Origin of the sequence: Paenibacillus sp. LHD-38, from assembly GCF_031157315.1 — a bacterium.
In the GTDB taxonomy this organism is placed as follows: domain Bacteria; phylum Bacillota; class Bacilli; order Paenibacillales; family Paenibacillaceae; genus Pristimantibacillus.
In genome coordinates this window covers 94,675-118,907 of sequence record NZ_JAVIFU010000019.1, presented here as the reverse complement: position 1 = coordinate 118,907, position 24,233 = coordinate 94,675, and the positions used below count along the sequence as shown (strand labels likewise).

The following is a 24,233-nucleotide window of genomic DNA, read 5'->3' as shown; positions in this document are numbered from 1 at the left end:
TAACGGATAGCGGCCTTTATTTGCCTTTAATGTAAGCGCTTTAATTAATACAGAAAGAAAACCGACTATACCTTTCGAATGGGGTTTTACGATGGACAAGCTGCTAGAATTATTCCGATTCAAAAAAATCCGCGGCAAGCTGTTTATTTTAACAACACTGATTACATTGCTTCCGATGTTATTCATAAGTTTGTCCGTGTCCCAGATTTCCGCCGACAGACTAATGAAAAATGCGGAGAAGCATACCCTTGCCGCAAGCGGTATCGCCAATCATTACCTGACAAGAATTCTTGTCGATTTCAACGAACTGTTCAACGTCATCATCAGCAGCTCGCAAATTCAATGTACGCTTACCGGGGCAAAGGATCAGGTGTGCCAGAACATTCAAGTCGCAAACGAAGAGAGCGATTATAGTTATATTCGCAATTCTTACCGCATTAACAACACGATGAATACGATTACGCAATCCAAATCCTATGTAGTCCGTTACGTCATCTATCATATGACGGCACCGCCAGAATGGCGATTATACGGCAGTTATATCAGCACGGCGGAAGCGAAGGAATGGTATGAGGAGCTCGGAGAAGGTAACTTACCCGTTATTCGCGACGGTCAATCGCTTGACCAAAACATGAAGAAAAATGAGGAAACGATGCTGGTTGGAAGAGTATTAAGACGTACGAGCGGGGACTTTGCGCCGCTTGGCTTTATTATTTTAGAGGTCGACAAAACAAGTTTTTTTGAAGGGTTATCGTTCTTGAATGCGGATCAGCAGGCCCGGCTTATGATTGCTGATAAGGAGGGCGACATGCTGCACGCGCTGCCAGAGCGGGAAGAAGAGCAGGAGACGAACGAAAGCTTGTTCGAAATGACATGGCAGCTGGACCCGAAAGCCGGACAATTCGTCTCTATCCAGGACAAATGGATGAGCTCGATGCAGCATAATTTGCCTTTCGACTGGTCTCTCGTATATAGCATAGAATCAGATAGCTTGTCTGAGGATGCAAGGTCGATCCGGGCGATTACCGTGTGGATCTTTGCCGGAACGCTGGTCATGGGGCTGCTCCTCGCCAACTGGATCAGCGGCACGATTCGCAAGCCGCTGAATCGGCTGTCCATGCTTATTAAAGTGAGCGGGATGATTGATCCGCCGCCGGCTATTAAATTTGATCCGGAGGATGAAGTAGGACAAATCGGCCAACGGTTTATACGGATGATTCACGAGAACAAGGCGTTGGATCAACAGGTTTATAATGCACTCATTAAAGGCAAAGAAGCGGAAATACAAGCTCTTCAAGCCCAAATTAACCCGCATTTTCTATACAACACGCTTGAATCTCTCAAATGGCTTGCATTCTCTGAGAAGCAATTTGAAATTAGCGATGTTATTAGCAATCTGGGAAAATATTTTCGATTAACGATCAATAAAGGAAATCAGATCATTACGGTGAAAAAAGAAGTTGAGCATGTCATGGCCTACATTCAAGTGCAAAATTTTCGTTATAAGGACCGATTCGACTTCTCTTTAGCCTTTGAAGAGGACTTGTCCGGTTATTATGTGCCGAAATTTATATTGCAGCCGATTGTTGAAAACGCGATTTACCATGGTTTGAAGCAGCAAGAGGGACAGGGCATGATCATCATATCCGGTGAGGTTCAGGATAACATCCTATCGTTTCACATTACGGATGACGGTAAGGGAATAACGCCGGATCGCATTAAGGAGCTCACTTATGCGCTGGATACGGAAGAGACTAGCTTGACATATGGCTTGAAAAATGTGCATGACCGGCTGAAGCTCCGCTATGGCGATGGCTTCGGCGTAAGGATTCAGAGTGAATTTGGTCTCTACACAACCATTACGCTGGCTATGCCGGCAATTACGGAATCGGAGGTAGCAGAAAATGGTCCAGACGATGAAAGCGTTGATCGTTGACGATGAATTTCATATCCGCAGCGGTATTCATTCATCCGTGCCGTGGAGCGAGTTCGGTGTTGAAGAGGTAGAAGAAGCGGAAGATGGGGCAAGGGCGATTGCGCTTTTCGACGAGCATGCGCCTGACATCATTCTTCTTGATATAAATATGCCCGGGATTAACGGACTGGAGGTTGCCCGACATATTCGGCGCTGCAGCACCGCTGCCCAAATTATCTTTCTGACTGGCTATGACGACTTTCCAAAGGTGAAGGAAGCGCTAACCCTGCAGGCATCGGATTATTTGCTAAAACCCGTTACGTACAGCGAGCTTATGCAGGCGCTGAAGAAGGCTTCGATTCAAGCTGCCGCGAACCGCAAGGAGTCAGGGTATATGGATGAATTGAAACGAAGGCTGAATACGTATAAGCGGGCCGCGGCGGATCAGCATCTTCTGGACTTCCTTCAGCAGCGCCGTTCTTACCAGGAATCATCGGAGTTTTTTAGCGAGTCTGGCGTTATGCCGGGAGAAGGAGATATTCATGGATTTCTTTGCATCGACATCGACAATTTCGAAGAAACGCTCGGGAAAGCCTCAGAACAGGGCCGACAATTGGATTTGTATGCTTTCGGGAAACTTGCGCAAGAAGCATTGGAGAGTACATGGTTCACAAACGGAACTCCAAATTCAATAAATGGCGGACATGTGCTGCATTTGAGTGAAAGCCGGCTGCTGGTCTGGATGAGGCTGTCTGAAGGAGACGATGACGGGATAAAATCTGAAGCCGTAATGATGGGGATGGCAAAGCAATTGCAGGAGGTATATCGGAGCTATCTCAGACTCTCTGTTACGATCGGCATTAGCGGGACCACGGGAGCATTGGACAAACTGCATGAGCTGCACAAAAAAGCGATTAAAGCAGCGGAATTCCGGGCGGTTCTCGGTTTATGCAGCATTATTCCTGCTCGCCTGCTGGAAGCGCCGGGAAGCAGCCGAAAAAATTTGCTCGCTAAAGAATTGTTCATGCTGGGTGAACTCCGGGCAGGAAGCGGGGTAGAGTACCAGGGCATTCTGGAGGAATGGATCGATGAGTTGAAGGATGTTCCCTTGCCGGAAGCACGCATGATCGCTTCACAGCTTGTCGTTTATGCGACGAGGCTGTACGTGGAGACGGGGCATGAGCTTCCTAAAGAAGCCGGGGAGCCGCTTGCGGCAATGTCGGGCTGCGAAACGATTCAGTCTCTGGCAGCATTCATCCGGGGTTTTATTGCCATTTTATCCGAACAGATCCGGCAAACGAAGAAAAGACCCGCAATGAATATGATCGAACAAGCGAAAGAGTGGATCCGTGAGCATCTCAGCGAAGAGATCAGTCTGCAGTCGCTTGCTGCTGCGCTTCACATGAACCCCTTTTACTTAAGCCGGCTGTTCAAGCAGGAAACGGATGAAACCTATTTAGAGTTTACAACGAGAATCCGCTTCGAGAAAGCCCGTGAGCTGCTTACGGGAAGCGCGCTCAAGATGCATGAAATTGCGGCACTAGTCGGATATAAAGATGCCAACTACTTCAGCATTGCCTTTAAGAAGCATCAAGGTATCAATCCTACCGATTTTAGAAAGAGGTTTCAATAGAAATATAAGCTATCCAAAAAAGAAGTCAATAATTCAAAGAGTGCCGCAACTTATTCTATGGAAACCTTCCATCCAATAACGGCATAATAACCTTGTAAGCGCAACCAAAAATTGAAGGGGGACGCAACGAATGTCACAACGAAGAGGCAGAATGATTGTTTTACTAGTCATGCTATGTTTAGTACTCATCGTTACTGCGTGCAGCAGCAACTCGGGCAACTCAGGCAATTCGGGCAATGCAGGCAACGACGAGCCGGTCAATGATTCCGGCAGCGAAGATAAGCCGAGCGGCGAGAAGGTTAAGCTCAAATTCATGTATTGGGGCAGTGCTTTCGAGAAAGAAGCGATGGAAAAAATGATTAAGGCTTTTAACTCCTCGCATCCGAATATCGAGGTGAAAGGCGAACACGTTCCCGGCGATTACAATGCGAAGATCAATACGCTGATGGCAACCGGCGATCTGCCTGACGTCGCGTATTTGGGAGAAGGCCTTGCGCTGAAATGGGCTGCCGATGGCAAAGTGCTGGATATGACGCAATACTTGGATCAGTACCCCGAGCTGAACAATCGACTAAAGCAATCCTATTATTATTACGCTCCCGGCAAGACAATAGGTACGAACACGGCGGCGGAAATGATTACGATGTATTATAACAAGGATTTATTTGAGGAAGCGGGCATTGAATTGCCTCCTACAAACGGGGACAGTGCTTGGACATGGGATCAGTTTGTAGACGTTGCGAAAAAACTAACGAAGGATAGCAGCGGCAAAACACCAAATGACCCAGGCTTTGATCCTAAAAATATCGTTCAATACGGCATTTCCTTCCCGACTTGGTTTGGCGGATGGTATCCGCTGCTTCTGAGTAACGAAGCCGATATTACGAATGCGGACGGCTCGAAGTTTACGATGAATTCCCCGGAAGCGATCGAAGTATTCACGAAGCTTCAGGATTTAATGTACAAGGATTTTGTCGCGCCGACGGCGACGCAGCAGCAGAACATGCCTGCGACGAATGTTAAGCTGCAAACGAAAAAAGTTGCAATGGCGATCGACGGGCAATGGGCGCTGCTTGATTTTGCCGCAAGCAAAATGAATGTCGGCATGGGCGTGCTTCCTAAATTCAAAGAACCCAAAACGATTGTCCTCGGTGCTCCGACCGTTGTATTCGCCAATACGAAGCATCCGAATGAAGCGCTGGAATTTTATATATACCATAACAATCCGGAACAGGTCGACCTGTTCAGCAGAGGTCTGTGGATGCCGCTGGAAGAAGCGTATTACAACGAACCTGCCAAAATTGATTCATGGATCAAGAACGATGCTCATCCTGCGGAATATAAGGAAGCCGTTATCGATTATACACTGAATTTTGCAGGGCGCTCACCGTCTTATTCCTTGAAAAACTTTGTTGAGATTGAACCCAAAATCAATGCAGCGCTTGATAAGATCTGGACCAATAAGGATCCCGCCGAAAAAGTGTTGAAAGACATGGAAAAAGAAGTTCAGCCTTTGCTTCAGGGCAAATACGACGCCGAATAAATAAAATGCCATGGAGAGCCCTTGTCCACGGGGGCTCTCTTCCTTTGCTCACCGGAACGGACCTGAAACTGTGGTTACGGAGGAATGATCATGAAACATGTCGTTGAGAAACATCCTTCCACGGTCGTTGGAAGTTCTTATAGACCCAAAATGTCCGGTATCGCCAGAATGGAACGGAATTGGGGAGTGTTGTTCGCGCTTCCCGCCATATTAGGTTTTATCATATTCGTATTTGGTCCGATGGTCGCATCCCTTATTTTCAGCATTACGGATTGGAATATCGGGGCGGACGTTCATTTTATCGGATTGGATAACTATCAGAAGATGGCGACAGGCGATCCGCTCTTTAGCAAGTCGTTGTTTGTCACCCTGTATTATACGCTTGGCAGCGTGCCGCTCGGCATATTAGCATCCTTCTTGATCGCGATGCTGCTGAACCAGAAGGTGAGGGGCCTTCCTTTTTTTCGAACGATCTATTATCTGCCGGTACTCGTGCCCAGCATCGCGAACAGCATGCTCTGGCTGTGGCTGTTCAACCCGGATTTCGGCTTGTTCAACTCCATGCTCAGAAGCATTGGGCTATCTGGTTCGCAGTGGATTTACAGTGAAACGGCTGCGATTCCTTCACTCATTCTAATGAGTACATGGGGGGTGGGCAATGCTGCTGTTATTTTCCTGGCAGGCTTGCAGGGTGTACCTGGGCATCTATACGAAGCGGTTGAAGTGGACGGAGGCGGCATGCTTCGCAAGTTTTGGCATGTCACGCTCCCTTCGATGACCCCGACTATTTTCTTTAACATTATTATGGGAATGATCGGCACGCTCCAAGTGTTTGATCAGGCTTACGTCATGACGAACGGCGGACCCAATAACTCGACGCTGTTCTATATCTTCTATCTATACCGCAAAGCGTTTGCCGAAGCTCAAATGGGCTATGCTGCGGCCCTTGCTTGGGTGCTGTTCTTAATCATTATGGCATTGACCGCCCTTGTGTTCCGGTCTTCGCGCTTCTGGGTCTATTACGAAGGGGAGGGGAAAACATGAGCGTCAGCACAGCGAAAATAGTTCATCGTTTCGTCATCTATCTCATTCTCATAGCAGGCAGCGTTGCCATGATTTTTCCGTTTGCTTGGTTGATTCGGAGCTCGCTCATGTCCACGGCTCAAATCTTTACTTTTCCGCCGGAATGGATTCCGAAGCCGTTTGAATGGAGCAATTACAGTGATGCGCTGACCGTCGTGCCATTCTTTCGCTACTTTCTGAACACCATGCTTATCGAGGTTACCGTCGTGTCCGGCGTTGTTATTACGAGCGCAATGGCAGGTTACAGCTTTGCAAGGCTGAAATGGCCGGGGCGCAATCTCATGTTTGGACTTTTGCTCAGCACGCTGATGCTTCCTTATGCGGTTACGCTTATCCCGACCTTTGTCCTTTGGAAATCGCTAGGAGCGATCAATACGTATTGGCCTCTCATTGTTCCGGCGTGGTTTGGCGGAGGCGCCTTCAATATCTTTTTGCTGCGCCAATTTTTCAGCACGATCCCGAAGGATCTGGATGAGGCTGCTTACATGGATGGTGCCAGCCCGCTTACGGTGCTGTGGAAGATCATGCTACCGCTCTCCAAACCTGCATTGATCGTTATTCTTATCTTTACGTTCATCGGTACGTGGAATGATTTTCTCGGTCCGCTCATTTATCTGAGCGACGGCAACAAATTTACGCTGGCGCTGGGACTTGCCTCCTTCAGGGGGATGTACAACGCCCAGTGGGGTTATCTGATGGCGGCTTCGACCGCAATTGTCGCCCCGATTATCGTATTGTTTTTTATCGGGCAGCGTTATTTTATCGAGGGCATTACGCTAACAGGCATAAAAGGATAATCACCATACCGCAAAGGGGAAGTAGCCGAATGAATACGATTAAATCACAGCAGCTGCAAAATTGGAAAAGCGTACCGTTTACCAGCGTAAAGATCGAGAATGAGTTCTGGGGCCCGCGTCTGGAGCTGCTGAAAAATGTTACGCTGCCGGCCTGCCTGGAAAAATGCGAGGAAACCGGTCGCATAGATAATTTCGCCAAGGCAGCTGGTCTGCTTGAAGGAGAGTTCCAAGGCATTTATTTCGATGATTCCGATGTGTACAAAGTGCTGGAAGGGGCCGCTTACGCCCTCATGCACGAACGCGATCCCGAACTGGAAGAGGAGATCGACCGGATTATCGAGCTCATTGCAGCTGCCCAGGAGCCGAATGGTTACTTATGCACGTTTTTCACGCTGCAGCAGCCTGACCTTAAATGGACGGATATGGAGAAGCATGAAATGTACTGCGGCGGCCATCTCATGGAGGCAGCGGTAGCCTACTACGAAGCGACGGGGAAACGTTCTCTACTTGATGTCGCATGCAAGCTGGCAGACCACTATGATCATATGTTTGGTCCCGGCAAGCTCCACTGGGTGGAAGGCCATGAAGAGATCGAGCTTGCGCTGATCAAGCTGTACCAAGCAACCAATGAAGAGCGTTATTGGAAATTGGCGTTATGGCTTCTTGAGGAGCGGGGGCATGGACATGGCGTTGGAGTGTTCTGGGATAATGAGGAGTGGGGGCCGGCGTACTGCCAGGATGACGTTCCCGTTAAAGAGATTAGTCATGTAAAAGGCCATGCCGTACGGGCCATGTACCTGTATACGGCAATGGCGGACGTTGTGCGCGTATCCGGAAGCACGGAGTATGTCGATGCTTTGCAGCGCGTATGGTCGCATACGGTAGAGCGCAACATGTATCTTACCGGAGGCATAGGCCAGTCAAAGCATAATGAGGGGTTTACCCAAGATTACGATTTGCCTAACGAGAGCGCTTACTGCGAGACCTGTGCTGCGATCGCGATGGCTTTCTGGAATCATCGGATGAATCTATTGTTTGGAGAAGCCAAATATGCTGACATCGTCGAACGTGAACTGTACAATGGGGCACTTGCAGGCTTGTCTTTGTCAGGCGATAAATTTTTCTATGTTAATCCGTTGGCTTCGCAAGGCGAGCATCACCGTGTGGAATGGTTCGGATGCTCATGCTGTCCAACGAACATGGCGCGTTTCCTGCCTTCGATTGGAAATTACGTATATGCCCGTTCGGAGGATGGTATTACGGTAAACCAATATATGAACGGAACTTGCGAGCTGACGGCAGGTTCTAGCGCTACGGCTGTACGTTTGCAGCAAAGAACAGAGTTCCCTTGGAACGGCAAAATAGAGCTTTCGGTTGAACCGGCACGAACAGACTCGTTTGCGATCCGGCTTCGGATTCCGGGTTGGTGCAGGGGCTACAAGCTTTCAGTGAACGGAGCGCCCGTCCTGTCAGCAGAAGCGGAAGTCAGTAAAGGATATATCGTTCTTCGGAGAGCATGGTCCGAGGGAGACAATGTTACGCTTGCGCTCGACATGCCGGTAGAGGTTGTTCGCGCCGATCCGAAAGTGGAAGAAAATAGGAGCATGGTTGCCATTCAGCGCGGACCGATTGTCTATTGCGTGGAGCAGGCGGATAACCAAGAAATCGCCTATCAATCCTTCTCTTTCTCCGCGGATGAACCTTTGGCGGTAGATTACGCGGGCGAAGTAATGGGCGGTATCGTCACTTTGAAAGGGAGAACCGAAGAAGGCGCCGCATGCACGTTTATTCCATATTACGCCTGGGATAATCGAGAGCCTGGCTTCATGCAGGTGTGGATAAAGGAAGCAAACGCAAGGTTTCTTTACTCGCATTAGTTCCACCATAAAATGCTAGTTTCAAACTATGTTAGGGGAGATGTTGAACGATGACAGTGCAGCAATCGTTGCGGCACACCGCATTCGAAGCGCTTCCGCTCGGAAGCGTCAAGCCAAGCGGCTGGCTGAAGGACCAGCTACGGATTCAGGCAGACGGATTGACGGGGCATCTGGAGGAGCATTGGGAAGACGTAGGCCCGGAAAACGGGTGGATCGGCGGCTCCGGCGAGAGCTGGGAACGCGGGCCTTATTATTTGGATGGGCTGCTGCCGCTCGCGCATTTGCTGGAGGACGAGGTTCTCATTGCGAAGGCGAACAGGTGGGTTGAATGGTCGCTATCTAGTCAGAAGCCAGACGGCTCCTTCGGACCGGAACGGATTAAGACCGTCAACAATGACATCGACAAGGGCCATGACTGGTGGCATTTTATGATTATGCTTAAAGTGCTGATCCAGCATGAGGAAGCGACTGGCGACACGCGGATCATCCCGTTTCTGACGAGGTTTTTCCGTTATGTATCAGTTACGATTGACCGGATGCCCCTAAAGGACTGGGCGGAAGCGCGCGGGGCAGAAATGCTGCTCGCCATCCACTGGACGTATAAGCGTACGAAAGAGGAGTTCCTGCTGGGTCTGGCAGAGAAGGTTGCGGAGCAAACGATGGACTGGACCGGTATTTTGCACGACTTTCCGTTCTGGCGAAAGGTGGAGCATTGGGATCACCGCACCCATGTCGTAAATGTAGCAATGGGCGTAAAAACGCCGGCCATTCGTTATGACCTGACAGGCGATCCTAAGGAAGAAGACGCCGTTCGCCGCGGCATTCGAAGCTTGATGACGTACCACGGACAGTCGCACGGGATGTTCTCCGGCGATGAATGGTTGTCCGGCACCCATCCGAGTCAGGGCGTTGAGCTATGCGCGGTTGTCGAATACATGTTTACGATGGAGCATTTGGTGCGGGTGTTCGGAGATGGCCAGTACGGAGATATTCTTGAAAAAGTGGCATTTAACGCACTGCCTGCTGCGATATCGGCGGACTGGACTTCGCACCAGTACGATCAACAGGTAAATCAGATCATATGCAACGTAGCAAAGCGGAATTGGAGCAATAATGATGAAGCGAACCTGTTTGGGCTAGAGCCCAATTTCGGCTGCTGCACGGCAAACATGCATCAGGGCTGGCCTAAATTCGCCGCGCATCTGTGGATGTCGGATGGCAATGGGGGGCTTTCAGCCATCTCTTATGCCCCTTGCATCGTGAAGGCGAAGGTAGGAGACGGGGACGGTACGCTGGCAACGCTTGAAGTAAGCGGAGGTTATCCGTTCCGGGAATCGGTGTCGATGAAGCTGGCACTCGGGCAGACCAAGCGGTTCGCGCTTCATCTGCGGGTTCCGGAGTGGTGCTCAGATGCGGCGCTTTTGGTTAATGGGGAGAGCATAGAGCTTCATGCCAATAAGGGTTATGCCAAAGTCGAGCGTGATTGGTCGGACGGCGATACGCTTGAGCTGAAGCTGCCAATGGAGACCCGAACCATCCAGAGAAATCTTTACGCGGTCAGCGTGGAACGCGGTCCGCTCGTCTATGTCCACCCGATTGGCGAGACCTGGCAGCTGCACGTGAAGCGTGAGCGTTTTAGTGACTGGGAGATTTATCCTACGACGTCTTGGCGTTATGGTCTGCTGAATGGTGCTGGCTTCTCCGTAGAGCTGGCGGATATTCCAAAGCAGCCTTTTCTGGCAAATCAAGCACCTGTGCGGCTGCGTACAACGGGCAGCTTAGTGCGTAATTGGCGGATGGATGGCAATAATGCCGATTCCCCGCCGCTGCGGGCGGACACGAGGGAGCAGGAGGAGCAGGAGCTTGTGCTAGTTCCTTATGGCAGCGCCAAGCTTCGAATCGGAGAATTTCCTAATATTCAGAAAAGATGATTATACAAAGGCTCTGCCCCTTGAGGCAGGGCCTTTGTTTATATATAAGAATTTATAAGTTTTCACTTATAAATGTGCTTATATATCTCCGCGAAACGACTGCTTTTGCCACTGAGGACGGCGACAGCCGTTTACGCTTGATTTGAAAAAATGGCAGTTTGTAAGTTGGGAAAATGGAAATGATTGAAAATCTTTAGGTTGTGGCTGCGTTAAAATAGCTGGTCATCATCAGAAGGTTATTCATGTGAAACGGATCGTTTATTTGTTTATGAGAGCGCTCACAAAATTGCTTGCCAGTCTTTCATAGTTGCAGTAAGTTAGTAGTATGAAGGAGGAATGAAAAGATGGAACGGTCAAATCTGCATTTACCTAGAAGTCAGCCTGAAGCACAAGGAATTCCCTCTACAGCCGTAATTGAATTTTTAAATGCTGTACAAGAACGTCATTTGGAACTGCATAGTCTTATGCTGCTTAGACACGGACAGGTGGTAGCAGAGGGGTGGTGGAAGCCTTACGCATCAGATATCCCGCATATGCTGTTCTCACTAAGCAAAAGCTTTACCTCAACCGCCATCTGTTTCGCCGCTTCGGAAGGGAAGCTGTCGCTGGAAGATGCGGTCATATCTTTCTTTCAGGATGATGCCCCAGATGAAATAGAGCCGAATTTATCGGCTATGCGCATTCGCCATTTGCTGATGATGGGAACTGGCCATGATAAGGATACCACAAACAATATGCACCAGAGCGTAGACGGGAATTGGGTCAAGGCTTTTCTCCAAGAGCCAGTCGAGCATGCTCCCGGTACTCATTTTGTCTACAACAGTGGAGCTACATATATGCTTTCAGCCATACTGCAGAAGGTGACCGGCCAAACGCTGCTTGAATATTTGCAGCCTCGTTTGTTTGAACCGCTTGGTATCGTAGGTGCGACATGGGAGAACTGTCCCCAGGGGATTAATGTCGGTGGTTGGGGGTTAAATGTTACCACGGAGGATATCGCTAAGTTTGGTCAGCTGTATTTGCAGAAAGGCGTGTGGAACGGGCAGCGTCTTTTGCTGGAGGAGTGGGTAGAGGAAGCAACTTCTGGTCAAATAACCAATGGCGACGGCGGAGCTAGTGATTGGGCTCAAGGCTATGGCTACCAGTTCTGGCGATGCCGGCACGGAGCGTACCGCGGTGATGGCGCGTTTGGTCAATTTTGCATCGTGTTGCCGGAGCAGGATGCGGTGCTGGCTATGACAAGCGGAACTAATGATCTACAGGGTGTCATGAATGCCGTGTGGGATTACTTGCTCCCGGCAATGCAGCCGTCGTCGCTTTCCCCGGATCAGGATTCGCATGCGAAGCTGGCGAAGGAGCTGGAGGGTCTGACCATAAACTTACCGCGGCTGCAGCTGGATTCGCCTCTGGAAGCAACCGTCGCAGGCAAGGAATATGAGCTCGAAGACAATGATCAGCATTGGAAGAGCCTGTCCATTTCCTTTGAAGAGAATGAAGCAGTTGTTCTACTGAGCAAGCCGGATCATGAATACAGTATTACCCTCGGCCGGGGCGAAGGGGTGGAGGGAACCACGCGGCTGCTTCAGGAAGAAGATAAACGCGTGGTTTCAAGCTTTACCTGGCAGCAGGAGGATATGCTTCAGCTGACCATGAGGTTTATCGAAACGCCATTCGCCATAACAAGCAGCATTCTGTTTGAAGGGGATAAAATCATATTGAATCACAAATCAAACGTTTTACCCGATCTGGCTGAGATTCGAGGGCGGATCACGGAGTTGGTATAGCACAAGAATATCCCATTAAAAGCCGCATATCATGCGGCTTTTTTGATATATAAGAATTTATAAGTTTTCACTTATAAATGTGCTTATATATCTCCGCGAAACGATAGCTTTTGCCACTGAGGACGGCGACAGCCGTTTACGCTTGTTTTATGAGGCAAAGTTCTAGTCATGGGATGATGTCAAAAAAATTACCCCATTCCCGATGATATCCAATAATGAAAGCGACAGCTTCAAGCATTCGAATGATGCGGTATCTCTGCCTAGAAAGCGAATATTGTATTAAAGAGAAGAAGGATTTCCGGTTCTACCTGGTTTAAGAATCAGCGGGATAAAAATCGATGGAAGGGCGGAATCAACCATGCAAACACAAGTTTATCGCCCGAACTGCCATGTACGCTTTGTTACAGCTGCTGCTTTATTCGATGGTCATGACGCTTCCATAAACATTATGAGACGTATTCTTCAAGCTTCCGGTGTCGAGGTCATTCACCTGGGTCATAACCGTTCTGTTTATGAAGTGGTGAGTTCAGCGATCCAAGAGGATGCGCAGGGAATTGCCATCAGCTCCTATCAGGGTGGTCATGTCGAATATTTGAAGTACATGTTTGACTTGCTCCGGCAGGAGGGGGCTGGCCACATCAAAATCTTCGCAGGCGGGGGCGGCGTAATCGTTCCTGCGGAAATTACGGAACTGCTTCAGTACGGGATTGCCAGGATATTTTCATCTGACGATGGGCGTGAAATGGGGCTGCAGGGCATGATCAATCACATGATCAAGGAATGCGATTATCCGGCACCGAAGCAGGCGGAACGGGATTTCGCGGCATTGAAGGATAGAAACTGGGGAGCCATTGCCAAATTGATATCGCTAGCCGAAGAACATGTGTCTAAGGCTGACTTGGATGATTCCGAATTAGCCGTTCTGAAGAAATTGCATGCAGAAGTCCCCGATGTTCCGGTACTCGGAATTACAGGAACCGGAGGTGCGGGGAAAAGCTCGTTGACTGACGAATTGGTTCGCCGGTATCTCGCTCAATTCCCAGACCGTTCGATTGCCGTAATTTCTGTTGACCCGTCCAAGATGAAATCGGGCGGGGCGCTGCTCGGTGACCGCATCCGGATGAATGCGATCCATAATCCCAGAGTGTATATGCGCAGCATGGCGACAAGAGGATCCAAGTCCGAGATAAGCGAGGCTTTGAAGGACGCAATCAATATCGTCAAGCTTGCTGGCTACGATTTTGTCATCATCGAAACAAGCGGGATCGGCCAAGGCGGAGCTGCCATCATAGACCTGTGTGATGTGGCTATGTACGTCATGACTAGTGAATTTGGTGCAGCTACCCAGCTGGAAAAAATAGATATGATCGACTTTGCAGATGTAATCGTCATCAATAAGTTTGATCGCCGAGGATCCGAAGACGCCCTTCGCGATGTGAGCAAGCAATTCAAGCGCAGCCGTCAAATGTTTGATGTGCCTGATGAGGAGTTACCGGTGTTCGGGACGATCGCAAGCCAATTTAATGATCAGGCCACCACGGTGCTCTTTGCCAATCTTATGAAGATCGTTAATGCGAAAACAGGCGGAAGCTGGCCGTTGCAACAAAATACAATGCTTACGAAATTGCCAAATAAAAATAGGATCATTCCGCAGGGGCGAACAGGTTACCTGGGCGAGATCGTTCATACCGTTCGTGAGTACAAGAAATTTACGGAAGAGCAGGTCACGGTCGCCCGGAAGCTGGACCATTTGAGGGGAACCAAGCTGCTGGTTGAATCCGACAGAGGACAGCTTCTTTCTAAATCCGAGGCGGAAATATTCGTGGAGAAGCTGGATGCAATGCTCGCATATTACGAAACCAGCCTGCATTCGGATTGTAAAAAGCGGTTGGAAGAGTGGCCGGAAATCCGCGAAGCCTACAAAAAGGATCGGCTGGTCACGAAGGTTCGTAATAAGGAAACGATGACGGACTTGTATATCGTATCACTGTCCGGCAGCAGGATTCCGCGGGTCAGCTTGCCAAAGTTCGAAGATGCAGGAGAAATCCTGCGGTGGCTGCTTAAGGAGAACTTGCCCGGTTATTTCCCTTATACAGCGGGTGTATTCCCATTCAAACGGGCTGATGAGGATCCAAAACGACAGTTCGCCGGGGAAGGAACGCCGGACCGAACAAACCGACGCTTCCATTACCTCTGCAAAAATGACGAAGCCAAGCGGCTGTCTACCGCCTTCGACAGCGTAACCTTATATGGGCAGGACCCAGATGAACGCCCCGATATTTACGGGAAAATAGGTAATAGCGGCGTGAGCGTATGTTCATTAGACGACATGAAGAAGCTGTACGACGGCTTTGACCTGTGCCATCCCTCCGTCAGCGTATCGATGACCATCAATGGTCCGGCGCCAGTCATTTTGGCGATGTTCATGAATACGGCCGTTCATCAGCAGGTCGATAAGTTCAAGGCGAATAACGGACGGGAACCGGATGAGGCCGAATTCGAGGCAATTAAGGCTGCAACGCTTCAAACGGTGCGCGGCACGGTTCAAGCGGATATTCTCAAAGAGGACCAAGGGCAGAATACGTGCATCTTTTCGACCGAGTTTGCCCTGAAGATGATGGGAGACATTCAGCAGTATTTTATCGATCATAAGGTGCGCAACTATTATTCGGTCAGTATCAGCGGTTATCATATTGCTGAAGCGGGAGCAAACCCGATAACGCAATTGGCCTTTACGCTGGCGAACGGATTCACTTTCGTCGAATACTATTTATCCCGAGGTATGCGGATTGATGATTTTGCCCCGAACCTGTCGTTTTTTTTCAGTAATGGCTTAGATCCTGAATACAGCGTCATGGGGCGGGTCGCCCGGCGAATATGGTCTACGGTTGTTAAGCATAAATACGGGGGTAATGAACGAAGTCAAAAGCTGAAATATCATATCCAAACCTCCGGCCGTTCCTTGCACGCACAGGAGATGGACTTCAACGATATCCGTACGACCTTACAGGCGCTGATTGCGATTTATGACAATTGCAATTCCTTGCATACGAATGCTTTTGACGAGGCCGTCACGACGCCTACGGAAGATTCCGTACGCCGGGCGATGGCGATTCAAATGATTATAAATAAGGAGTTTGGAATGGCGAAGAACGAAAATCCGCTCCAGGGCTCCTTTATCGTTGATGAGCTGACGGACCTTGTTGAGGATGCGGTGCTCGAGGAGTTCCAGCGCATTCACGATCGCGGAGGAGTGCTTGGCGCGATGGAAACCCAGTATCAACGGGGGAAAATTCAAGAGGAATCGTTAAATTATGAGCTTAAGAAACACTCCGGCGAGCTGCCTATTATCGGCGTGAATACGTTTATTCATCCAGACCCAAACGAGAATCGCTACGATATTGAACTAGCCCGTTCGACGGAAGAAGAAAAACAGAGGCAAATCCATAATTTGAATGCCTTTCGACTTCAGCATCAGGACCATTGCGACGTTGCGCTTAACCGTTTGAAACAGGTCGCCCTGGAAGACGGTAATTTGTTAGAAGCGTTAATGGAAGCCGTAAAATCAGCCACGCTTGGACAGATCACAAGCGCTTTATATGAAATAGGGGGTCAATACCGCCGGAATATGTAAGTTCAAAAGAGGAGGAATTGTATGAAAATCTACACGAAATCGGGAGACAAGGGCCAAACCAGCCTAGTTTACGGGCAGCGGGTGTCGAAGCATTCCCCTCGGGTCCATGCCTACGGGACATGCGATGAAGCGAATTCGATGATCGGCTTGGCACTTTCTTACCTGGGGCAGGAGCAAGAATGGACTTCTTTCCGGCAGCTCTTTCATGTTATTCAAACAAAGCTGTTTCATGTGGGGGCAGAATTGGCAACTCCTCGAGGCAAGAAGGTCGCATGGTCGATTTTGGAAGAGGATGTTCGTTATCTGGAGGAGCAAATTGACGATATGGAGGCAAATTTGCCCCCGTTAGCCAATTTCATTTTACCGGGTGGTCATGTATGCGCTGCTTCGCTTCATGCAGCAAGAACTATCGTAAGGCGAGCGGAAAGAACGGCCGTAGAGGTTCAACAGGAGGAGGAAATCAATCCGATTGTCCTGCCTTATTTAAACCGCTTATCTGATTTGCTGTTCGTGGCTGCCCGGTATATCAATCACCGGACGGGACATCCCGATCTCATATTGCATACTTCATAGAAATAATTGAATCGGAGGAAGGGCGTTGCATAGTTAAATAAAAGCGGCAGTCTAAAACATTTCAAATGTTTTAGATTGCCGCTTTTTATTAATTATCGTGTTTTTAATGTATAGTAACCGGATTAAAAGTTGAAATTGTCCGGATCAGGACCAAAGCGGTGATCACGGTTAAGCGCGCGGATTTGAGCGACCTCATCTGCATTCAGCTCAAAATCGAAAATATCCGCATTTTCCTTCTGGCGAACGGGATTAACCGATTTTGGAATCGTAACGACTCCATTCTGGAGATCCCAGCGAAGCACTACCTGAGCAGGTGACTTGCCGTATTTCGCGCCAATCTGTACAAGAATGCTATGATCCAGGTTTCCTTGCATAAGCGGGCTCCATGCCATCAGCTGGATATTGCTGCTTTTTGCAAATTGGTGAAGCTCCGCTTGTGTGAGAAGCGGGTGATATTCCACTTGATTGACCATCGGAACAAACTCTCCGGAGGTAATGACATCGCGCAGATGATGAATCTGAAAATTGCTGACTCCAATCGCCCGTACGTAGCCGTCACGGTAAAGCTTCTCAAGTGCGCGCCAGGTTTCCGTGTATTTTTCTTTGACAGGCCAGTGAATGAGCAGTAGATCAACAACGTCAATGTCAAGCTTCCGTCTGCTGTCTTCAAATGCCGTAAGCGTGGATTCATACCCTTGATGGGCATTCCAAATCTTTGTCGTTACAAATATTTCATCCCGCGCGATACCGCTGTTGCGAATTCCCGCGCCTACGCCCGTTTCATTGTTATAAGCGGCTGCAGTATCAATACTTCTGTAACCAGCTTCAATTGCGGAGGCAACCGTTCTTTCTGCCTCGCCGTCATCCTTTACTTTCCATACGCCAAGGCCTAGCCAAGGCATTTTAACGCCGTTGCTTAATATGGTGGATTCAATAAGTGCTTTGGTCATTTATATACACCCTCCCATTAAAGTGACAATTCCAAAATGGCTTTAACATCTTGTTTCTCCAAACGTTTGAATGAACCGATAGCGCCGTAACGAACCGCTTCTTCAGCCATGCGATCCAGCTTTTCGCTTCCGATCTCGAAGTCGGCAAGACGTGACTCGGCTCCGATTCGCGTGAAGAAGTCACGTGTTGCTTGAATGCCTTCAAGCGCAATTTCGTTGTCCGATTTTCCTTCCGGATTTACGCCCCATACGCGAGTTGCATATTGCAAGAAACGATCGATCCGCTCCTCATGGACGTATTTCATCCAATTCGGGAAAATAACCGCGAGGCCAGCACCGTGCGGGATATCATAAATCGCGCTTACTTCATGCTCAATGCCGTGGGAAGCCCAGTCATTGGCCATGCCGACGCTGATCATACCGCCGTTTAATGCCATAGTACCACACCACATAAGGTTCGCCCGGGCAGCGGCATCCTCTGGGTTTTCTAGAGCGATCTCCACGTTCTCAATGACCGTTTGCAGGATGGATTCACAGAAGCGCTCCTGCAGAGGCGTGTTTTCCGTTAAGCTGAAGTACTGTTCGAATACATGTGACATAATGTCGACAGCTCCGTTAACGGTGTGATTGCGCGGCACCGTATAGGTAAGCGTCGGATCGAGAATGGAGAACTTAGGATAGGTATGAGAGCTGCCAAAAGCACGCTTTAGTTTTTCTTCCCAGTTGGTAACGACGGAATTGCCGTTCATTTCAGAGCCGGTTGCAGCCAGTGTCAAAATAGTGCCGATCGGCAGCGCCTTCTCGATTACAGCTTTGCCTGTGAAGAAATCCCAAACATCGCCTTCGTATGGAACCCCTGCAGCAATAGCCTTGGAAGCGTCGATGACACTGCCGCCGCCGACAGCGAGAATGAAATCAACGCCATGCTCGCGGCAAAGGTCTATTCCTTTATTCACGGTAGTCAGGCGCGGGTTTGGTTCAATATTAGGAAGCTCGTGCACGGTGATGCCGGCTTCTTGAAGGAGGCCGATGGTTTTATCGTACAATCCGGTTTTTTTAACGCTTCCTGAGCCATAAACGAGCAGGACCGTTTTTCCGTATTTAGAAGTAAGCTTACCTACTTGATCTGCAGTGCCTTCACCGAAAACGATGTGAGTCGGGTTTACAAATTGAAATGAGTTCATGCTGAACCTCCCAAAGTTATTTAGATAACCAAACAGGTAACTAAATGTCTTTAAAGTTATGTATACGCCGTTTATTTTAGTGATATCGCATTAACTTGTCAAGTTGAACGGGAGATAAGCATTGAAAGGATAACTTTTTAGTTATATAATGATTGGCAATTAGCTAGAGATAAAGGGGAAGCCGGAATGGAAGTCGAAGTAAGCAGTCGCAACATAAAGTTTTTTGAATGCCTCTCATCGCTGACACGGGTTAAAATGATCGAACTGCTGGGCGTACAACCGCTGAATATCAAAAGCTTGTCTGAGGCGCTAGACATAAAGTCTCCTATAGTAACCAGGCATATTCATATGTTGGAGGAAGCAGGCATTGTTCGCTGCGAGAGCGTGGCAGGCAAGCGCGGAATGCAGAAGATTTGCCATCTCCAGCTCACGAAGACGATGCTGTTATTCAAAAGCTCGCCGGTCATTGATGAAGCAAAACGTTATGAGGTATCGCTCCCGGTTGGTCATTATTCGTCCTATCAAATCAAGCCTACCTGCGGACTTGCGTCGGATACACAAATGATCGGCATGTGCGATGATCCTCGTTATTTTGCCGATCCGGAGCATGTGCACGCCAAGGTGCTGTGGTTCGGTTCCGGTTTTGTCGAATATCGGATTCCTAATTATATGGTAAATAATGAAACGCCGGAATCGCTTGAAATTGCGTTGGAGATTTGCTCGGAAACGCCTTGCAGCGTCAATCATTTGCCGTCGGACATTTCTTTTACGATAAACGGCGTCGGGGTTGGGGTATGGACCTATCCTGGAGATTTCGGCAGCACACGAGGCTTGTATACACCCGAATGGTGGCATAAAAACATCCAGCACGGTTTAATCAAGACGATTCGCGTGAACAGGCAGGGATCGTTTATTGACGGGATCCAGGTGTCTGATGTTACGATTGAACAGTTAATGCTGGCTTACGACAAAGAAATATTGTTCCGAATTTCATGCAGCACCACTGCGAAAAACTGCGGCGGCGTTACCTTGTTCGGCAAAGGGTTCGGCAACTATAACCAAGATATCGAAGTGACGCTGCGCTGTCAGTAATATCTTATTTAACCCGGCCAAACTTAGAGGTTAAAAATTCAGCGTAGTGAAGTGCGTTACCGATTCGTGATTCAATAAAAGGAGCAATCGCTGCCAAGGCGCTTGCTCCTTTTATCTTTACCAGGCTCTCGTTCCCCGTTACTTCAATAAAAGAGATTGTTTTTTTACAGCCCTTAACTGATGTTCATGAAAAAACAAATGATCATCTTCATCCAGGTTTATCTACCTTATTCATGGTCATCGGCTCCGGCACTCGCATGAGAATGACGATACCTACGATGAACAGGATGACGAGACTGAATACGCCCATGCTCGTGTGGCCGGTGAGCTGCGCGGTTACACCGACGAGAAGGGGGCCCAGAATCGAAGCGAACTTGTCGAAAATATTATAAAACCCGAAAAACCGGTTTGCGTTCTCTTTTGGCACCATCCGCGCGAAGTAAGCCCGGCTCAGCGCCTGGATGCCGCCTTGCGAGGTGGCGACCAGCATCGCAAGCACCCAGAAGTCGAATGCCGACTTCATGAAATACGCGTAGATACATACGAAGATATAGACGCAGATGCCGACGTATAGCATGATTTTGCCCGAGAACCGATCCGCCAGACGCCCGTACAACAACGCGAACGGAGCAGCGACGACTTGCGTGACGAACAATATGATGAGCAGATCCGTCGATTCTATGCCGAGATCGGTTCCATAGGCGGTGGACATCGTAATGATCGTACCGACGCCGTCGATGTAGAAAAAATAAGCGAGCAAGAATAGGAAAATCGCGCGATGCTGCTTGATTTGCTTTAAGGTCTCGTAGAGGCGCTTGAAGCTGTTCGCGACGATGCGGGGCTCGCGGTTCAAGTAATGCTTCTGGTGTACGTTGCGGAGCATAGGCAGTGTGAAGACACCCCACCAGAGGGCCGTAATGAAGAACGAGATTTGGCTCGCCGCCGTGACGGAGATGGGCAGAACCTCTTGCCCAGCAAGAAGAATGATCACAATGCTGATGATAAAAGGAATCGTGCTCCCTATATACCCGAGGGCAAATCCGCGGGCAGACACCTTGTTCATCCGTTTGTCATCGGTGACGTCCACGAGGAAGGCGTCGTAGAACACATTGGAGCCCGCCGAGCCTATCGCGATGAACATATAACAGACGAGCAGCAGCTCCCAACTTTCGTTCGGAATAAACGTGAGCAGCGCGGTGGCGACGATACCGAGCAAGCTGAAGCCGGCAAAAAACGTTTTTTTGAACCCTTGGTAATCGGCAATCGTGCCCATGATTGGGCCTAACAAGGCGAGGATAAACGTCGAAATGGCAATCGCATATCCCAGGTAAGCCGTAGAATTCGCGGCGCTAACGCCAGCATCCTCAGCCGCCGCTTTGTAGAAGAGCGGGAAGACGGCTGTAGAAATGATGATGGAGTAGGCGGAATGGCCCCAGTCGTACCACATCCAGCTTTTTTCTTCCTTCGAAAATGACCTCATAAGCTTGGCCTCCTGAATGAATGAACCGAATGCTTTTATTGTATAGGATATGTGGACTTCCGGGCAGTCTGAATTTTATTTTCTTTGTTAACAACTTTATTTTTTAGTCTAACACTTTATTTTCATCTAACGTGAGATATTCTTTTTATTTGTTTGTTTATTTTTGTGAGATCAATTTACTTCCGAAATCATTTCTGTTTGTGTTTGAAAAATGTATATTCAAAAGAAAACAAATATGTTATTATCAATTCAAACAAATACAAAACAACATTCGGAGGTATATCCATGGTACAAAGTTTATGGGAAAACGAAAAAGCATCGCAGCTTGAAGGCGGATTAGCCGAGCTGGTATACCGCTCCAATATCATCGGCGCAGATCGCCGCGTTTGTAATTACGGCGGAGGCAACACGTCAAGCAAAACAACCGTGAAAGATTTCCGCGGACGCGACGTAGAAGTGATGTACGTGAAGGGCAGCGGCTCGGACCTTGCTTCAATGAAAGCAGGCAACTTTACAGGTCTCCGCATGGATGATATCCGCCCGTTATTCGAACGCTCTGAAATGCCGGACGAGGAGATGGTTGCTTATCTTGTCAACTGCATGATCGATTCGAAGCACCCGCGCGCATCCATTGAAACGCTGCTGCATGCTTTTCTTCCATTTAAACATGTTGATCATACGCATCCGGATTCTATTATTAGCTTGTGCTGCGCAGATAACGGCAAAGCGCTTGCGAAAGAAATTTTTGGCGACCGCTTCGTATGGGTACCTTATGTTCGTCCCGGCTTCAATCTATCGAAAATGATCGCGGAAGGCGTTCTGGCTAATCCTAATGCAGAGCTTGTGCTTATGGAGAAGCACGGACTGGTTACTTGGGGTGAAACGAGCGAGGAATGTTACGCGCAAACGATCAAAATCATTTCTGAAGCGGAAGCCTTCATTGAATCCCGCTTTGACGAAGCGTCCCTATTTGGCGGCGTAAAGCACGAGGTGCTTGAAGCAGATGTGCGCAGAAGCGTTGCTGCACAAGTTATGCCAACGATTCGCGGCGCAGTCAGCGATGCGAAAAAAATGATTTTGACTTTTGATGACGAGGCGGATGTGCTTGCATTCGTAAGCGGACAAGATTCCCCGCAATTGTCTCAGGTTGGCGCTGCATGTCCGGATCATCTCGTGCATACGAAAGTTGTTCCTTTGTTTATTGACTGGACGCCGAACGCAGAGGATATCGAAGGCTTGAAAGCGAAATTGGCTGAGGGAATTGCTGCTTACAAAGAGCAGTACAAAGCGTATTTCGATCGCAATAAGAACGAAGGCGACGTTATGTTCGAAGCTGCGCCCCGTGTTATTCTTATCCCGGGTATCGGCATGATCAATACAGGCAAGAGCTGGGCTATGGCACAAGTCAGCGGCGCGCTTTATCACCGTGCGATTGCCGTTATGCGCGGCGCAACGGCGCTCGGAGATTTCGTTTCGCTTAGCGAGAATGAATCATACAACGTAGAATATTGGCCGCTTGAGCTCTACAAATTGTCGCTTGCTCCCGCTGAAACCGAATTTTCCCGCAAGGTTGCCTTCATTACCGGCGGCGCAGGCGGCATTGGCAGCGAAACGGCACGCCGCTTAGTATCAGAGGGCGCGCATGTCGTGCTTGCTGACCTTAACCTGGAAGGCGCGCAGAAGGTTGCCGCTGAAATCAACGAGAAATTCGGCGATCACCGCGCGACAGCCGTGAAAATGGATGTAACAAGCGAAGAGCAGGTAGTGGCTGCTTATGCTGAAACGGCGCTTGCTTACGGCGGTGTGGACATTATCGTAAACAATGCGGGCCTTGCGACGTCAAGTCCGTTCGACGAGACTTCCCTTAAAGAGTGGAACCTGAACATGAACGTGCTGGGCACAGGTTATTTCTTGGTGGCACGCGAAGCATTTAAATTGATGAAACAGCAAAGCATCGGCGGCAACATGGTATTCATCGGCTCGAAAAACTCGGTATATGCAGGAAAAAATGCATCCGCATACAGCGCGGCAAAAGCGCTAGAGGCTCACTTGGCACGCTGCATCGCAGCTGAGGGCGGCGAATTTGGAATCCGCGTGAACACGATTTTGCCGGATGCGATTTTGCAGGGCTCGGCGATCTGGAACGGCAGCTGGCGCAATGAGCGTGCCGCGGCTTACGGTATTGAGCCGGATCAACTGGAAGAATACTACCGCAAACGCACGACGCTGCTTGTGAATATTTATCCGCGCGACATCGCGGAAGGCATTGCGTTCTTCGCATCCTCTAAAGCAGATAAAACGACAGGCTGCATGCTGACTATTGACGGCGGCGTACCTGCTGCGTTCACCCGCTAGGAGGAGTGCTGCGATATGTTTCAAGCACGGGGAGAAAAGAATTGGTACATTCCGGACGGCTACATTCCGCCGGATAGCACGGGCGCGCTCACGAGCCATGAATCGATTTGCGTACTGAACTGTTCCTCGGAAGAAGCACTTATCCGTATCACGATTTATTTTGAGGACCGCGAGCCGATTGAAGAAATTTTGGTTGTCGTTCAAGGCAGACGTACAAAGCATATCCGTACGAGCTCATTGATGAAGGAGGGGGCGTCGATTCCAATCGGCGTTCCTTATGCCATCGAGGTGCAGAGCGATATCCCGATCATTGTACAATACAGCCGACTAGACTCTACGCAGGCAGAAAACACGTTGATGTCTACGATGGCTTATCCTTTGAAATAATTAACCAAACATGAA

Annotated in this window: 16 protein-coding genes; 13 read left to right on the top strand and 3 right to left on the bottom strand. The window is 49.1% G+C overall.

What is annotated here, in order from left to right; translation table 11 throughout:
- Positions 1 to 91: 91 nt before the first annotated feature.
- The 10 genes from RCO25_RS17850 to RCO25_RS17805 all read left to right on the top strand — a co-directional run bounded on the left by RCO25_RS17850 (position 92) and on the right by RCO25_RS17805 (position 16,770).
- Positions 92 to 1,936, top strand: a complete 1,845-nt coding sequence (locus RCO25_RS17850; RefSeq protein WP_308997495.1) for a sensor histidine kinase — start codon at positions 92 to 94, stop codon at positions 1,934 to 1,936.
- Positions 1,905 to 3,548, top strand: coding sequence for a response regulator (locus RCO25_RS17845; protein WP_308997494.1), 1,644 nt, complete (start codon positions 1,905 to 1,907; stop codon positions 3,546 to 3,548). The genes RCO25_RS17850 and RCO25_RS17845 overlap by 32 nt, the downstream gene beginning before the upstream one ends.
- A gap of 130 nt (positions 3,549 to 3,678) precedes the next feature.
- Positions 3,679 to 5,091: an ABC transporter substrate-binding protein gene (locus RCO25_RS17840; protein WP_308997493.1), complete on the top strand. Its 1,413-nt coding sequence runs from the start codon at positions 3,679 to 3,681 to the stop codon at positions 5,089 to 5,091.
- A gap of 90 nt (positions 5,092 to 5,181) precedes the next feature.
- Complete coding sequence (locus tag RCO25_RS17835) at positions 5,182 to 6,135, top strand: carbohydrate ABC transporter permease (protein WP_374992126.1); 954 nt, start codon at positions 5,182 to 5,184, stop codon at positions 6,133 to 6,135.
- On the top strand, positions 6,132 to 6,971 hold the full coding sequence (locus RCO25_RS17830) for a carbohydrate ABC transporter permease (protein ID WP_308997492.1): 840 nt from the start codon (positions 6,132 to 6,134) through the stop codon (positions 6,969 to 6,971). The genes RCO25_RS17835 and RCO25_RS17830 overlap by 4 nt, the downstream gene beginning before the upstream one ends.
- Positions 6,972 to 7,000: 29 nt before the next feature.
- A complete protein-coding gene (locus RCO25_RS17825; protein WP_308997491.1) occupies positions 7,001 to 8,848 on the top strand; it encodes a glycoside hydrolase family 127 protein in 1,848 nt (615 codons plus the stop codon).
- 50 nt (positions 8,849 to 8,898) lie between these two features.
- Positions 8,899 to 10,779 (top strand): beta-L-arabinofuranosidase domain-containing protein, encoded by a 1,881-nt coding sequence (locus tag RCO25_RS17820; protein ID WP_308997490.1) that lies wholly within the window; start codon positions 8,899 to 8,901, stop codon positions 10,777 to 10,779.
- Positions 10,780 to 11,123: 344 nt separating this feature from the next.
- On the top strand, positions 11,124 to 12,563 hold the full coding sequence (locus RCO25_RS17815) for a serine hydrolase domain-containing protein (RefSeq protein WP_308997489.1): 1,440 nt from the start codon (positions 11,124 to 11,126) through the stop codon (positions 12,561 to 12,563).
- Positions 12,564 to 12,921: 358 nt separating this feature from the next.
- On the top strand, positions 12,922 to 16,197 hold the full coding sequence (icmF, locus tag RCO25_RS17810) for a fused isobutyryl-CoA mutase/GTPase IcmF (protein WP_308997488.1): 3,276 nt from the start codon (positions 12,922 to 12,924) through the stop codon (positions 16,195 to 16,197).
- A gap of 21 nt (positions 16,198 to 16,218) precedes the next feature.
- Entirely contained in the window at positions 16,219 to 16,770 is a 552-nt protein-coding gene (locus tag RCO25_RS17805) for a cob(I)yrinic acid a,c-diamide adenosyltransferase (RefSeq protein WP_308997487.1), read from the top strand.
- A gap of 122 nt (positions 16,771 to 16,892) precedes the next feature.
- Here RCO25_RS17805 and RCO25_RS17800 read toward each other — a convergent pair whose 3' ends face one another.
- Positions 16,893 to 17,720 carry an aldo/keto reductase gene (locus RCO25_RS17800; RefSeq protein WP_308997486.1) on the bottom strand — a complete coding sequence of 276 codons (828 nt, stop codon included), beginning with the start codon at positions 17,718 to 17,720 and terminating at the stop codon, positions 16,893 to 16,895.
- A gap of 17 nt (positions 17,721 to 17,737) precedes the next feature.
- Entirely contained in the window at positions 17,738 to 18,904 is a 1,167-nt protein-coding gene (locus RCO25_RS17795) for an iron-containing alcohol dehydrogenase (protein ID WP_308997485.1), read from the bottom strand.
- A 186-nt stretch (positions 18,905 to 19,090) separates the two neighbouring features.
- Between RCO25_RS17795 and RCO25_RS17790 the strand changes: the two genes are divergently transcribed.
- A complete protein-coding gene (locus tag RCO25_RS17790; RefSeq protein WP_308997484.1) occupies positions 19,091 to 19,996 on the top strand; it encodes an ArsR/SmtB family transcription factor in 906 nt (301 codons plus the stop codon).
- Between the two features lie 208 nt (positions 19,997 to 20,204).
- Here RCO25_RS17790 and RCO25_RS17785 read toward each other — a convergent pair whose 3' ends face one another.
- A complete protein-coding gene (locus tag RCO25_RS17785; RefSeq protein WP_308997483.1) occupies positions 20,205 to 21,476 on the bottom strand; it encodes an MFS transporter in 1,272 nt (423 codons plus the stop codon).
- A 285-nt stretch (positions 21,477 to 21,761) separates the two neighbouring features.
- Between RCO25_RS17785 and RCO25_RS17780 the strand changes: the two genes are divergently transcribed.
- Both RCO25_RS17780 and RCO25_RS17775 read left to right on the top strand, forming a co-directional pair.
- A complete protein-coding gene (locus RCO25_RS17780) occupies positions 21,762 to 23,831 on the top strand; it encodes a bifunctional aldolase/short-chain dehydrogenase (RefSeq protein ID WP_308997482.1) in 2,070 nt (689 codons plus the stop codon).
- Between the two features lie 15 nt (positions 23,832 to 23,846).
- Positions 23,847 to 24,218 (top strand): sensory rhodopsin transducer, encoded by a 372-nt coding sequence (locus RCO25_RS17775; RefSeq protein WP_308997481.1) that lies wholly within the window; start codon positions 23,847 to 23,849, stop codon positions 24,216 to 24,218.
- Positions 24,219 to 24,233: the final 15 nt, after the last annotated feature.